Consider the following 13,925-nt stretch of genomic DNA (forward strand, 5'->3'; position numbering starts at 1 on the left):
TGGAGTTTGATATGAAGAAATTAATCAGCGCGGGTCTTTTGTTGAGCACGTTCGCCGGAGCCAGTGTGCATGCCGAGGTGGCAGGCTCCGCTGCGCAAAAAGCTCGTGAACACTGGGGAAGCGTGTTGCTTAGCGCAGCGCACGCTGATGATCTTCAAGCCGCAAGTGAGGCGCTGCATCACCACGCCGCACTGGATGCTGCGGAGGGCGACGGAACCACGGCGCTCCACTGGGCCGTGTATTCCGATGATGTTCAATTGACGAAACTCCTACTGGCTGCGGGTGCGAAGACCGATGTTCGCACGCGGATCGAGGGGCTTACGCCTCTGCATTTAGCCGCGCAGGACGGGGATGTTCGTCTGGTTGAGCTGCTGCTACATGCCGGCGCTCGGGTTGATGAAACCAACGAGGTTGGAACGACTCCTCTGATGCTGGCATCTGCTTCCGGCAATGTTGAATCGGTGCGTACGTTGTTGTCTGCCGGTGCACAGATCAATGCGAAGGAGAAGACGTATGGCCAGACTGCGCTGTTCTTCGCAGCGGCCAAGGACCGTGCTGAAGTTGTGCAGCTTCTGCTGAGTAAAGGCGCGGACTGGAAGATAAAGACGCAGGTTGCAAAGTTGACGCGCGTAAGCCTCGGTGTGAACGGCGACCCACTTGTTTCACCAGCTGAAAAGACAGGAAAAGGCAAGCCTGAATCAACTCCTACCGGCGCTGCGGCGGGAGATCAACATGCACCAGCGACTGAAACGGCGTCGACTGTAACAGCAAAGCCTGAAAAAACGGTCACTGAAAAAACGGCGCCTGAAGCAGCCAAACCGGTTCTCACAAAAGCAGAAGAAGAGATCGCCGAGCGTAGAAAAAATGCTGTTTATGGAGCCACTACCATCGGCGGTTTGAGCGCCCTGCTGGTAGCTGCGCGCGATGGTCACGAGGCTGCGGTACGCGAGTTGATTCGCGGCGGCGTGGACCTCGATGAAACCAGCGATACGGACCATGCAACACCGGTGATTCTGGCTGCGATCAACGGGCACTATGACCTGGCGAAGCTTTTGATCGAGAGTGGAGCCAACGTTAAGTTGGCAACGGTCGATGGAGTTACTCCGTTGTTTGCTGTCGTGGATGTACAGTGGGCTCCGCATACGTGGTATCCGCAACCGCTTACGACGGCGGAGAAGATCAGCTACCTCGATTTGACCCAGCTAATACTGGAGCATGGGGCAGATCCAAACGCGGTGATTGCCAAGAAATTGTGGTTCCGCAGTTTTGCGAACGACGAGTTATGGGTTGATCCCGCAGGGGCTTCAACGTTCTGGAGAGCCGCGCAGGCCGGGGACCTGGGAGCTATGAAGCTGCTGGTGGAGCATGGCGCTGATCCGCAGTTGGCGACCAAGGGCGGCGACACTCCGCTGATGCTTGCCGCGGGTCTTGGATGGGCGGCTTACTGGACCGCGAACGCGCCTTATCCGCGAATCGATGCAGTGAAATATTGCCTGGAGCATGGCGGCGACGTGAAGGCCAAGGATGCCAAGGGATACACCGTATTACACGGCGCCTCCTATCGTGGTGACAACGAGATGGTGAAGTATCTTGTCAGCCTTGGAGCGGATGTAAAAGTAAAGAGCAAGGCTGGCGACACGGTGGCGGATATGTCTAACGGGCTGTTCGAACATTCGATTCCACATCTCGACACGGTGGCGTTGCTGGAGAGCATGGGATCGGAAAATTCGCATAACTGCCGCTCCAATCAGTGCGTAGTTCCTCCCAAAGAAGACAAACTTGTAGCGGAGAAAAAGCCAACCGCTTCGGCAGATACGGATAAGACTTCCGAGCCGACAAAGGCTGAAGAACTATCGAAAGAAGGAAAAAAGATACCAGTGACTGTGACGATAGGAAAGAGCAAGCTATGAATACTCGATCGACCCTTCTGTTGATTCCCCATTCTCTCCCCGCGATGCGAATGCCTCTCGGCATGCATTGTTGTTGCCGCTAGAGAGTAAAGCCAAAGACTTATATGCAGCTGGAGACGTACAGACACGAATGTGCGCCTTAAGAGCTATTTGGTAAGGGAATTCATTGCATCTCTGCGTTACGGAGAGCCAACAGAAAGGTCGGTTTTGCTATGTACAAACGTATTGTCTTCATTCTTGTATTGTTACTTTTAATTTCATCTCGAGGTGCGCTGGCACAGGGCATTTCAGCAACCCTGCGTGGAACTGTGCGCGACAGTTCGGGAGCTGCTTTGCGCGGCGCCAAGGTCATTGCCAGGAACACGGATAAGGGTATCGAGCGGACAACCGTTACCAACGAATCGGGAGACTATGTGCTCCCTGAGCTGCCAGCTCAGACATACGCCATTACCGTGAGTGCGGATGGATTTCAACCGCGTGTTTACAAGGGATTCGTATTACAGGTAGATCAGGAAGCACGACTTGATGCGAATCTCACCGTGGGCAGCGTGGCAGAGGAAGTGACGGTGACGACGACCGCACCGCTGATTCAATCAGAAGACTCTTCCAACGGCGCTGTTATCGACGAGCAGAAGATCAAGGATCTTCCTCTGAATGGGCGAAACTTCTGGCAGCTTGCACAACTGAATCCGAATGTCTCGAACCCGGTGAGCGGTTCAAGCCTGAGTGCGCGAGGTGGATTCAACATCGCAGGTAATCGCGAAGAAGTGAACAACTATCTTCTCGATGGCGTGGATAACAATGATTGGACAACGGGACAGCCCACTGTGCGGCCCTCAGTGGATGCGATTCGCGAGTTCAGAATTCTCACCGGTGTATATGAAGCGGAGTATGGGCAAAAGGCCGGTGGCCAGGTAATCCTGACTACCAAGTCTGGAACGAACCACATCCACGGTACGTTGTTCGAGTTTTATGCAGAGCCGAATCTGGCTGCGGAGAATTACTTCAATGGAGGCAATCCGCCGCAACGCAATCAATTCGGTGGTTCGCTCGGCGGGCCTGTGCGAAAAGATAAGACGTTCTATTTCGCCGCCTATGAAGGTACGCGTAGCAAGTCGCTGCAGCCTGGCCTGGAGCAGATTCCTTATGCGGCAGAACGCGCTCCAGATGCGGCAGGATTCTATGAAATCTATTCCTCCGCAGTCGTTGCTGCACCGGGTACCGGCACACCTTATAGCCAGAACACAGCAGGAGCATATCTGATTCCATCCAGCCAGGTTGCCACGCAGAGCGTGTACCTGTTGAATGGTGGTTTCTGGCCCGGCACTACGTCCGCGGCGACGACACCGGTAAATGTCACCAACCCCCGAGCCAACATTTCGAATGCAGATCAGGGCACGGTTCGGGTCGATCAAGTTATATCCAGCAAGAACACGTTTGGAGTTGCATACACGCTCTACAGCGGTTTGGATTCAGGCGCCGCACTAACAGGGTCCAGCCCATACCTGCCGGGATATGGTGTGGATCAGCCGCAGCTCTACCAGCATGTCGCTATCAACGATGATCATGCTTTTTCTCCTACGTTATATAACGAGGCGCGCGTAGGCTTCAATCGCATGGCGGCTAACTATCAGAACCAGGATCGCGGTCTAGGCAATCAAGTAGCTGCGCTTGGCTTGCCGCAGGGCGGAGCTTATGATTTCCAATCTTCGGCACGCGGCAATACTGGCCTGCCGGGCATCGCAATCACTGGTTATACGAGCATCGGTCTTACCGGTGATCCACAGTGGCGTGGCGACAATGTGATCAACGTAACCGATGCGGTAACGCTGATTCGCGGCAGCCACACGTTGAAGTTTGGTGGAAGCTATCTGGACTTCTTCAAGCATTCGTTCTATGTCACAACGGGACGCGGAGCCTTTGGTTTCACGGGCCAATATACAGGAAATGCATTTGCCGATTTTCTGCTGGGTAACATCGCAACTCTTTCCTATGGCAATGGCAATCTGGATCAGTATCCATTGCAAAAGAGCGGAGCGTTTTACGCACAGGATGAGTGGAGAATTCGACCTTCGCTCACTCTGAACTATGGTCTGCGCTACGATCTGGATGGCCAGCAAAAAGAGAAAAACAACAAGATCGATTATTTCGATTCAACTGCGGCTACATTGAACACGGGCAATGGGCAGGAGTACTCCGTCGATCCTTCAACAGGTCATCTCGTGCAGATAGGAACGGTTCCGGTAACGCATACGAATTCCAACATGCCCTGGACCAATTTCGCGCCACGCGTCGGCTTTGCGTATCGACCGGGATCGAGCGCAGATACTGTGATCCGCGGTGGGTACGGACTCTACTACAGCCAAAATATCGTGAGCGATGGAAACCTGTTTGCGGCCTTCGGACTGGGCTCCCCGTTTGTGATTCAGGAGAGCTACTCGGGAACGACATGGGCCAATCCAATTCCTACTGGAATCAAGGCTGGAGCCATCTCCATCACTACTGTGCCCCGTAACCTGGCTACGCCCTACAACCAGGAATGGAGCCTCGGTGTACAGCATGAGTTCAATCACAAGACGCTGGTTGAGATCACGTACCAGGGCAGCAAGGGCACGCACTTCATCCTTCCTTACAACATCAATCAACCCCTGGTTGCGGCGAATGCTTCAGCGAGCATTCAATCGCGCCGGCCCTGGAATCAATGGTCGTCGATTACCAATTATGCAGGTGCTTCTTCATCGAGCTATAACAGCCTCGTTCTGCGTGCGGAACAGCGTTTTTCAGGTGGGCTGACTTTCCTATCGAGCTTCGTGTATAGCAAGTCCCTCGACCTTGGTGGAACGAATGGCGATAACTCGCCACAGAATCCATTGAACCTAAGTTCAGAGTGGGGACCTTCTCTCTTTGATCAGAAGTTTCGCGTCATTACAAACGGAATTTACGATCTGCCATTTGGCAACGGAAAGCAGTGGCTGGCGGGATCTCCACTCTTAGTTCGTTCGCTTGTAAGTGGATGGAGAGCGACGGGTATCCTTACACTGCAGAGTGGCAGGCCCTTCTCTCCTGTAACTACGGATGGTCTGGCGTCTGACACTGGCGCTACCGATCGTGCGTTTGTCGTAGGAGATCCGAACCTGTCCCACAAGTCGGTGAAGGAGTGGTTTAATACTGCAGCCTACCGTCCTAATGATCCTGCCAACGGGGAGAACCTCAGCAACAACAAGGCTGCCGGATATGTATTCAATTACGGCAACGCTGCTCGCAACAGCCTGCGCGGGCCTGGCATTCAAAACTTCGACGCCGGACTCTTCAGGGATGTTGAGGTACGTGAAGGGCAGATATTGCAGGTGCGCGCCGAGGCCTTCAACGCATTTAATCACCCTAACTTTTCAGCTCCAGGGAGCAACGCAGCGTCCGGTACGTTTGGCGAGATTACTTCCACTGCTTTGGCTAATCGGCAACTTCAATTTGGATTGAAGTACATCTTCTGATCTGTGCTCAAGATACTGTGCTTCAGGTGCTGCAATAACAGTAGCCAATGCATTCATTGAATCGCCAAAAGAGAATCGAGGATTAAGATGCAAACGGGATTAAGTCGAAATCATTTTCTGACGGGATTGGCAGCGTCGCTTCTGCTTGTAAGTGGTGTTGCCGCAGGCGCCAGGCCCCTCGCAAATACAGCGGCTTCTGCTACGAAGAAACACGCCGCAGAGGTTGTAGATATCGAACTGCTGACCTGGCCTGAGATCTATAAGGCCATTCACGAGGAAGGCAAGACGACAGCGCTTCTATTCAATGGCGGCACGGAGCAGCGCGGGCCACAGGGCGTTACAGGTGCACATAACTTCATTGCGCATGCAACTGCCGATGCGATCGCGAGAAAGCTGGGGAATGCGCTGGTCGCTCCCGTGTTGCCTTTTTCCGTGAACAGGGCGAGCGCAGATTTGCCGGGAACCATTGGGATCAACGGGCAGGTATTTGCCGAGATTAATGAACAGGTAGCTGAGCAGTTGATTATCAATGGTTTCAAGAACGTAATTCTGCTGGGGGATCATGGCGGTGGCCAGAAGGAGCTGAAGGACGTTGCATCAAAACTGGATGCAAAGTACGCTCCGCAAGGAGTGCATGTCTTCTACTCCGATGGACCGTACACAAAAGCCAACGATGCATTCTTCGCATGGTTGGATAAGAATGGATATCCGCCGAGCACGCACGCAGGCATTCCCGATACTTCAGAAATGCTGTACCTGGAAGGCGATCAGCCCTGGATTCGCAAGGAGTTGCTCCCGACGGCGCTGGGGGATGCTCCAAGAAAGCCGGGCTCTACTCCCGACCCCAATGTAAAACTGATTCATAATGGAATCAGTGGAGATGCTCGGCGGAGTTCGTTCGAACTGGGAAAGCGGTTTATCGATCTGAAGGTTGATTACGGAGTGCAGCAGATTCAGGAGTTGGTTGCACATGGGAGTGATGCACAGGCAAAGCCCGATGCCTCTGCGGGAACGCGCTAGAGGGAATGATTCGTCAGTTACGAATGGGTAGGGATTTCACAGGAAAAGGATGATTGCGATGAGTGCAACGACTGCAACAGTGGACGTGGAACTGGATACAAAACACAGCGAATTAAGCAACGCGCCGCTTGCGTTTTTTTATGAACACCCGCAGTGGTTTCAGCCTACCTTTGCGGAGCTGGATAAGCGTGGTGAAAGCTACAGCAAGATCTTCGCGCCGGAGCATTTTTATACGCCGGGTGGAGAGCGTCCCGGGTTCCGCGTGCTGTTTAATCGCATGAGCCCATCGGCAGATCGGCGTGGGCATGGATCGGCGATTTTGCATACGCTGAGCTGGCTGGGGCAGTTGGAGTTGCAGGGTGTACGTGTGATCAACGGGACCAAGGCTTTCCGGTATGAGATATCGAAGGCGCTGCAATTGTCGTTGCTTGCTGAGCTTGGCATTCGCTTTCCCAAGTCACGCGTGATTCATGATCCTCGTCACGCAGTTGCGGCCAGCGAAGGGCTGCGCTATCCCGTGGTGGTTAAGCCAAATGTCGGAGGCAGCGGCGCCGGCATTGTGCGCTTCGATTCCCCTGCGGAATTGCAGGCTGCAATTGATGCGGGCACCCTGGAACTGGGCTTCGATCATATCGGACTGGTGCAGGAGTTTGTGCCGGCACGAGGCGGCCATATCACTCGCGTTGAGACGTTGGGCGGGAAGTATCTGTATGCAATCCAGGTGCACCTGACCGGGGAGACATTTGATCTTTGTCCCGCGGATATTTGCCAGAGTACACGTGGAGAAGCGCTGACGAATACCGGCGGCGGGGCCTGCGTGATTGAGGCAGCGAAGGCCGGGCTCAAGGTGGAGGGATATACGCCTCCCGCAGATGTGATCGCGAATGTTGAAAAGATTGTGCAGGCAGCGGGTATCGACGTCGGTGGCATCGAGTATGTCGTGGATGATCGCGACGGCGAGGTCTACTATTACGACGTAAATGCGCTTTCCAACTTTGTTGCGGACGCCACGCGCGTGGTCGGTTTCAATCCCTTCGAGAACCTTGCGGATTATCTGCAGGCAGTCGTTGAAGCAGAGGTGAACCGTGGCTAGCTCCGGGATTCGCTTCGGGTTTTGGACGCCTACATTTGGCGGCTGGCTGCGTAATGTTGAAGATGAACAGATGCCAACGACGTGGGAGTATGTGCGTCGATTGGTGCAGCGCAGTGAAGAGCTTGGCTATGCTCTCACGCTGATTCCAGAACTGAACCTGAATGACATCAAGGGCATTGAAGCGCCCAGCCTGGATGCGTGGTCCACAACCGCAGCGCTGGCTGCGGTGACAAAGAGCATCGAGCTAATGGTGGCTGTGCGGCCAACGTTTCATACGCCTGCACTTGCAGCCAAGCAGGCATCGAACATCGACCATATCAGCGGCGGTCGCCTGTCGTTGAATGTCGTCTCGTCCTGGTGGGAACAAGAGGCGCGCATGTACGGAGTGCAGTTCGACAAGCATGACGATCGCTATGCGCGCACCTCGGAGTGGCTGGATATTGTGGACGGCGTATGGAGCCAGCCGCGCTTTAGTTTTAGCGGCAAATTCTATTCCGTCGAAGACACGGTGCTTGAGCCGAAGCCGGTGAGGAAGCCTCGAATTCCGCTCTATGCCGGTGGTGAATCGGATACGGCAAAGGATCTGATCGCGCGCAAGTGCGATGCCTATCTCATGCATGGAGACTCGCCTGAAGTGGTGGGCAGCAAGATTGCAGACATGCGTGAACGCCGTGAAAAGCTGGGGCTGCCGCCGATGCAGTATGGCGTGGCAGGCTACGCAATTGTGCGTGAAACAGAGGCTGAGGCCAAGCGTGAGTTAGAGCGCATAACCGACGTGAAGCAGAATGCATCCGGCTTCGCGAACTACCAGCAATGGCTGGCGGGAACGCAACTGGAGCGCAGAATGTCGATCGAGGAATACTCGGTTTCAAATCGAGGTTTGAGAACCGGCCTTGTCGGCTCCGTGAACCAGGTTCAGGATCGGCTTGGTGAGTTTGAGCGCGTTGGCGTGGATCTCACGCTGCTTCAGTTCAGCCCTCAATACGAGGAAATGGAGCGCTTTGGCGAATTGGTAATTCGCGAGTTAGCTACCGCATGAAGATCGCCGCGAGTTACACAACTACTCTGCGACGAGTAGCCGTGCTTGCTGGATTTTCCGTTCTGTTGACCTTGGCGGGTTGCCGTCAAAACAGCAGCAGCGATCTGCGTGTTGGCGTAACGCCAGGACCAGCGGAAGAGATTCTCGACGCAATCAAGCCCGATCTTGAGAAGCAGGGCATACATCTCAAGATCGTTCCGTTCACAGATTACGTGCAACCGGACATGGCTCTTGCGAGCGGCGATCTGGATGCGAATCTCTATCAGAACACTGCATTCCTCGCGCTCTTCAATCGCGATCATGGTGCGCATTTTGTTTCGCTGGGCAAGGTGTATCTGCCTCCCATGGCGATCTATGCAGGGAAGACAAAAAGCCTTGCTGCATTGCAGAGCGGCGCGCGGATTGCGCTGCCAAATGATCCAGTGAACGAAGGACGCGGTCTGCACTTGCTGGAGACAGCAGGCCTGATAAAGCTGGCCGCAGGAAACGATGCGAAGATAGCCGATAATCCAAAGCATCTCGTATTGCAGCCTATTGACGCGGCGCAGCTTCCACGCAGTCTTGAAGATGTAGATCTGGCCGTGATCAATGCCAACTTCGCATTGGACGCCGGACTAAATCCCAGGACTGGCTCACTGCTGAGTGAGACTGCGGATTCTCCCTATGCCAACGTACTGGCGGTAAACAGCGATAAGCAGAATGTGCCTCAATTACTGGCGTTGGCTGCACTGTTGACTGGCGAACACGCAAGAACTTTTGTGACGGAACATTATCATGGGGCAATCTATCCAGCGAAATAATGGAGTGAGGCAGAGCGAAGAGTTGAGTGCCGGACTGGCAATTGAGGCACGAGAACTCACCAAGCGATATGGTGGGGGCGGAGGCGTGTCTGATGCCTCTGGGCCCTCTGTCGCTACGGTCGCGCTCGATCATGTAAATCTCGCAGTGCCTGCTGGAGCGATTCATGGAGTGTTAGGCGCAAGCGGCGCGGGCAAGACAACGCTGCTGCGCATTCTTGCAGGATTGGAGCAACCGGATTCTGGACAGGTTGCTATTGCCGGGCGCATCTGGAGTGGGCTCAACGAACGCAAGTTGCGTGAGGAGCGGCAGCAGATTGGTGTCGTGTTTCAGCATCTGCATCTGATGCTCTCCCGGACGGTTGCAGCCAACGTCGCTCTGCCGCTTGAGTTTGTAGGCACATCGAGGAGCGTGATTCGAGAACGCGTGCAAGAGTTGCTGGGATGGTTCGACATCGCGGAGAAGGCAGATGCGTATCCAGCGCGTCTTAGTGGAGGGCAGAGGCAGCGCGTTGCCCTAGCGCGTGCTTTGGCTACCAGTCCTGCAGTGCTGCTTGCGGATGAGCCAACGTCGGCGCTCGATCCCGAGACAAAGTCCTCGGTCATCGAAGTGTTGCGCCGTATTCGCGACGAACTCGGTGTGACAATTCTTGTGATCACGCACGACATAACTGCGGCGGCAGATCTGTGCGACAGCGTGACCGTGCTGGACAAAGGTCGCGTTGCGGAGACGGGCTCCGTGCGCCAGGTGCTGGAGCGGCCGCAAAGCGCAGCAACTCGCCGGCTTCTGACTCATCGCGTTTCTCCTGCGTTGTCAGTCGAAAGCTCATGGAGACCGGGGCACGCCTGGCATCCTGAACTGGAGCAGGCATGATCGATTTAGGCCTTGGCTCCAACGTCGGTTCTCTCATGGACGTGCTGCTCCCTGCCGCGTGGGAGACGTTGTGCATGGTGGCTGTCTCGGCACCTCTATGCGCCTTATCGGGTCTGGCAATCGGTGCGCTTCTGGTGGCGACTAGTCGCGATGGGATTAGCCCCACGCCCTCTGTTTATCAGGGGCTGGCGGCCATCACGAACCTGACGCGAAGCATCCCATTTTTGATTTTGATTGTGCTTCTGTTGCCGCTGACAAGGTTGCTGGTTGGTAGTTCGATAGGCACAGTGGCGGCAATGGTGCCACTGGTCTTTGGTGGAACGCCTTACGCTGCGAGACTCGCCGAAGCGGCACTGCTTGAGGTTGATCCGGGCCTTGTGCAGGCGGCGATTACGATGGGGGCGACACCCTGGCAGGCAATGTGGAAAGTGTATATTCCTGAGGCCGTTCCTGGATTGATTCGCGCAGGCACAGTGCTTGGAATCACCATGATCAACTTCTCTGCGATGGCTGGCGCGGTAGGCGGTGGTGGCCTGGGCGACCTGGCTATCCGTTATGGTTATCAGCGCTTCCGCATGGATGTCCTGCTTGCCGCTGTCGTCGTGCTGCTGGCATTAGTGCAGGGCATGCAATGGGCAGGCAACACTGCAGCCAGGCAGCTCGATCGACGATAGATTTTCGGCGCGCGATTATTTCAGCGGAAGCGCGTACATCAGGCCGCCCTTGTCCCAAAGCTCGTTTTGCCCGCGAGGTATTTTCAACTGGGAGTTTGGGCCAAGATCACGAGCGAAGATCTCACCATAGTTGCCGACGGCTTGAATCGTATGCGCGGCCCAGTTCTCGTCAAGGCCAAGAGGTCTTCCAACCTCATGGGATTTGCCCAGCAATCGTGCAATTGCTGGATCGTGACTTGACTGCATCGATTCAACATTAGAAGCTGTAACGCCGCTCTCCTCTGCCTGGATCAGAGCATTGATCGTCCATTCAAGAACTCGCCCCCACTGCGCATCTGAACTGCGATAAGCAAGTGCCAGCGGGTCTTTGGAGAGGATCTCAGGAAGCAGCTTGTATTTGTTTGCCTGTGCACCAAAGCTGACCCGGGAGGTGGCAAGCCGTGTGATGTCTCCAGCAAGACCGGTGCAGTTGCCGGTCACATATGCGGCCTCCATTTCGCCCTCTTCCTGAAACGGAAAAGGAATGAAATCGAGATGCCGCTTTTCAAACCATGTACGCAGCATTACTTCCACTTCCGTCTCTGCCAGGAAGCAGATTTTGTGTCCACTGAGATCGGATGGAGTCGCGATATTGGATACAGTCGGCACCATGACTCCAACGCTGTCGTAGAGAACAGGGCGCGTTAGCTGAATGGATGCATCTGTGCTGTGTGTGAAGTCCGCGCTGATAGATGCCACAACATCAATCTCGCCCGAACGAAGCGCAGCGAGGCTGGTCTGGTCGTCAGGGTAGCCCTTGATAACGACTTTGGCGTCGCGCCCAATTACAGCGACAGCGGCTGCCTTGCAGAGCTCCCGATCAAAATCAACGATGGAGCCATGATCGTCCGTAGTCGAGAACTCTGCTTCATTCTGGTCGATGCCGCAGACAAGCGTGCTGGTCTTATGCAGCCGGTCGAGCGTGGCATCCGTTGGCTGCGTCGCAAAGGCACACTTGAAGGAACATAACGCAAGCAGCAACAATGTACCAGGCAGGGCGCGACGCATTATGGAACCCATGTTCCGGAAGTCGGGATGCCGGGCGACGTGTCGGGCCGTGGATTGAAGTCGGCAGGCACTGGATTGGGCTTGCCAAAATCAGTCGGAGTAATACCAAGCACATGGCAGCCCTGGCCCTGCATGTGGGGAAAGCTTTCGATCATCGGCTCAGGAATAATCGCGTACTCGGCGGGAAGAGGTTTGCGTTTGCCGAGCAGGCGTAAGTTATCGAAACCAGTCAGCAGGTCGCCTACTCCCTCGACCTTGTCATCGGCAGGGCCGAGATCTTTCTGGCCGAATTTTTCTACGCCAATCTGGCGGCCTTTTTCTTCATCGGGTAAGTCTGCGAGTGGAATCAGGTTGAATAGCTCATCGACAAATTTGATGATGGAGCTGTGCTCCGCAGGCTGATGCGAAACAGCGTGTGCAACGCCATACGGTGAGATGAGAACGAAGGGAATACGCGGACCTTGGTCCAGCGGAACTCCAGCCGCGTCATGCGAACGAACTCGTGGCTGAGCATGATCGTAGAGGCCGTCTGACTCGTCATAAGCGATCAGGATCGCGCTCTCATTCCAATAAGGGCTGCGCGCGATAGCATTGATTTCCTTGGCTAGAAACGCTTCACTGATGCCAGAGTCGGAGTAGCCGGGATGGTCGTCATTTCCATTGAAGACCGTCGCTAATTTTGGATTAGGGTCGGCAGGTGGAAGACCCGCGATATTGCCATAACCGCCGCGTACATAGAACACTCCGGAAGCAGGCAGCGAACGGGCTGCGATGTCAGAAAAAAACTCACCCATGCCATGCATATGCGCGCTGGCGAGCGGGTTATCCGAGACATAGCCGAAGTACTGCGGCCCATTGTGATGGATCACATAGTCGTTGTGCGTCGCCACTCCGGCCGGGTCGGTAGGTTCGTGGTCATAGCCCTGTTGATACCAGCCCCAGTTAATAGCCGGAACGCCGTGCCCTGCGATCTTCTTGATATCGTCCTGCACATCAAGCAGGTCAAAGGCTGGGTCGTAATCCGCTGCGGTGGTCTTCTCAATCTCATTGCCCATGAAGGAAAGCGGCAGCGTGGCGAATGTGAGATTCGGAGCAGGATCTTTGTCCGTCGTAGGGTGCGGCTGTTTGGGATTGCCTGCCGCATCCTGCGCCAATCCCCAATAGGGATGGGCATTCGCAACCATCGGTAAGGCTGTACCGTGCTTGCCCTCGGCGAGTTGTGGATGAAGCATCCATTCCGTCTCGCCCGATTGCCCAGCGATCATGGCAATTGCGTTTGGTCCGGATGGCCCAATCACCGTATCAAAGAAATGATCGAACAGAGTGAAGCGGTCGGCGTAATTCCACAAGAAGGGTGCGGTGTCGCAGTCGACGTGCGACATAACCAGTTCGCCGAACTGCTTGCGTTCAAGCGAAGGAAACCTGGATGGTTTGCCATCGACAAGAGTAACGCCCTCTTCCGTAAGCGCGTAGCGATCATTTTGTGCAACGGAGTTGGCATCCAGATCCAGCTTGTGGGCAATGCTGAGATGGCTGTGATTGACCGAGGCGATGTCCGTTGGGTAGAGCGGCACAGTCTTGCCATTCGCATCAACAACAGACGATGGAATCTTGAAAGGAGAGATCGTACTTACAGTGCCGTCAACGTTGACGATCGGCTGCGTAAAACCGGCAATCTGCGAAGCCGGCCGAGAGTAGAGACCATCGGCTCCAGGATAGGTGCTGAAGTAAAAATCGAAGGCACGATTTTCCTGGAACAAAATAAACACATATTTAATGTGCTGACGAAGCAGCTTGATCTTCTGTTCTTGAGAAAGCGAAGGTTCCTTTGCAACATCGATGACCGCCTGCTGCACTGTCTTACTGGATTCAGGCGCGATTTCTATAGTGTTCTGAGGCGTCTGCGCCCGTGCTGAAGCGGCGCAGACGGCCAGTAATAGTGCGATGACTCTTCGGGTAGCCATGATGTAAATATCCCGC

Annotated in this window: 10 protein-coding genes; 8 read left to right on the forward strand and 2 right to left on the reverse strand. The window is 54.9% G+C overall.

All coding sequences use genetic code 11. The features are described 5' to 3' along the window. Positions 1 to 11: 11 nt before the first annotated feature. From OHL19_RS02625 to OHL19_RS02660, 8 genes are all read left to right on the forward strand, one after another. Positions 12 to 1,910: an ankyrin repeat domain-containing protein gene (locus tag OHL19_RS02625; RefSeq protein ID WP_263356030.1), complete on the forward strand. Its 1,899-nt coding sequence runs from the start codon at positions 12 to 14 to the stop codon at positions 1,908 to 1,910. Between the two features lie 212 nt (positions 1,911 to 2,122). After that, positions 2,123 to 5,401, forward strand: a complete 3,279-nt coding sequence (locus tag OHL19_RS02630; RefSeq protein ID WP_263356031.1) for a TonB-dependent receptor — start codon at positions 2,123 to 2,125, stop codon at positions 5,399 to 5,401. 87 nt (positions 5,402 to 5,488) lie between these two features. Then, positions 5,489 to 6,421, forward strand: coding sequence for a creatininase family protein (locus OHL19_RS02635; protein WP_263356032.1), 933 nt, complete (start codon positions 5,489 to 5,491; stop codon positions 6,419 to 6,421). Positions 6,422 to 6,479: 58 nt separating this feature from the next. Then, entirely contained in the window at positions 6,480 to 7,514 is a 1,035-nt protein-coding gene (locus OHL19_RS02640; RefSeq protein WP_263356033.1) for an ATP-grasp domain-containing protein, read from the forward strand. Next, entirely contained in the window at positions 7,507 to 8,553 is a 1,047-nt protein-coding gene (locus OHL19_RS02645; RefSeq protein WP_263356034.1) for an LLM class flavin-dependent oxidoreductase, read from the forward strand. Before OHL19_RS02640 ends, OHL19_RS02645 begins: the two co-directional genes overlap by 8 nt. After that, positions 8,550 to 9,353: a MetQ/NlpA family ABC transporter substrate-binding protein gene (locus OHL19_RS02650; protein ID WP_263356035.1), complete on the forward strand. Its 804-nt coding sequence runs from the start codon at positions 8,550 to 8,552 to the stop codon at positions 9,351 to 9,353. Before OHL19_RS02645 ends, OHL19_RS02650 begins: the two co-directional genes overlap by 4 nt. Next, a complete protein-coding gene (locus tag OHL19_RS02655; RefSeq protein WP_263356036.1) occupies positions 9,328 to 10,224 on the forward strand; it encodes a methionine ABC transporter ATP-binding protein in 897 nt (298 codons plus the stop codon). The genes OHL19_RS02650 and OHL19_RS02655 overlap by 26 nt, the downstream gene beginning before the upstream one ends. After that, positions 10,221 to 10,898, forward strand: a complete 678-nt coding sequence (locus OHL19_RS02660; protein WP_263356037.1) for an ABC transporter permease subunit — start codon at positions 10,221 to 10,223, stop codon at positions 10,896 to 10,898. Before OHL19_RS02655 ends, OHL19_RS02660 begins: the two co-directional genes overlap by 4 nt. Positions 10,899 to 10,913: 15 nt before the next feature. Here OHL19_RS02660 and OHL19_RS02665 read toward each other — a convergent pair whose 3' ends face one another. Together OHL19_RS02665 and OHL19_RS02670 are read right to left on the reverse strand one after the other, a co-directional pair. Next, positions 10,914 to 11,945 carry a type 2 periplasmic-binding domain-containing protein gene (locus tag OHL19_RS02665; protein WP_263356038.1) on the reverse strand — a complete coding sequence of 344 codons (1,032 nt, stop codon included), beginning with the start codon at positions 11,943 to 11,945 and terminating at the stop codon, positions 10,914 to 10,916. Beyond that, positions 11,945 to 13,909, reverse strand: coding sequence for a phospholipase C (locus OHL19_RS02670; RefSeq protein ID WP_263356039.1), 1,965 nt, complete (start codon positions 13,907 to 13,909; stop codon positions 11,945 to 11,947). The genes OHL19_RS02665 and OHL19_RS02670 overlap by 1 nt, the downstream gene beginning before the upstream one ends. Positions 13,910 to 13,925: the final 16 nt, after the last annotated feature.

Origin of the sequence: Acidicapsa ligni, assembly GCF_025685655.1 — a bacterium.
In the GTDB taxonomy this organism is placed as follows: domain Bacteria; phylum Acidobacteriota; class Terriglobia; order Terriglobales; family Acidobacteriaceae; genus Acidicapsa; species Acidicapsa ligni.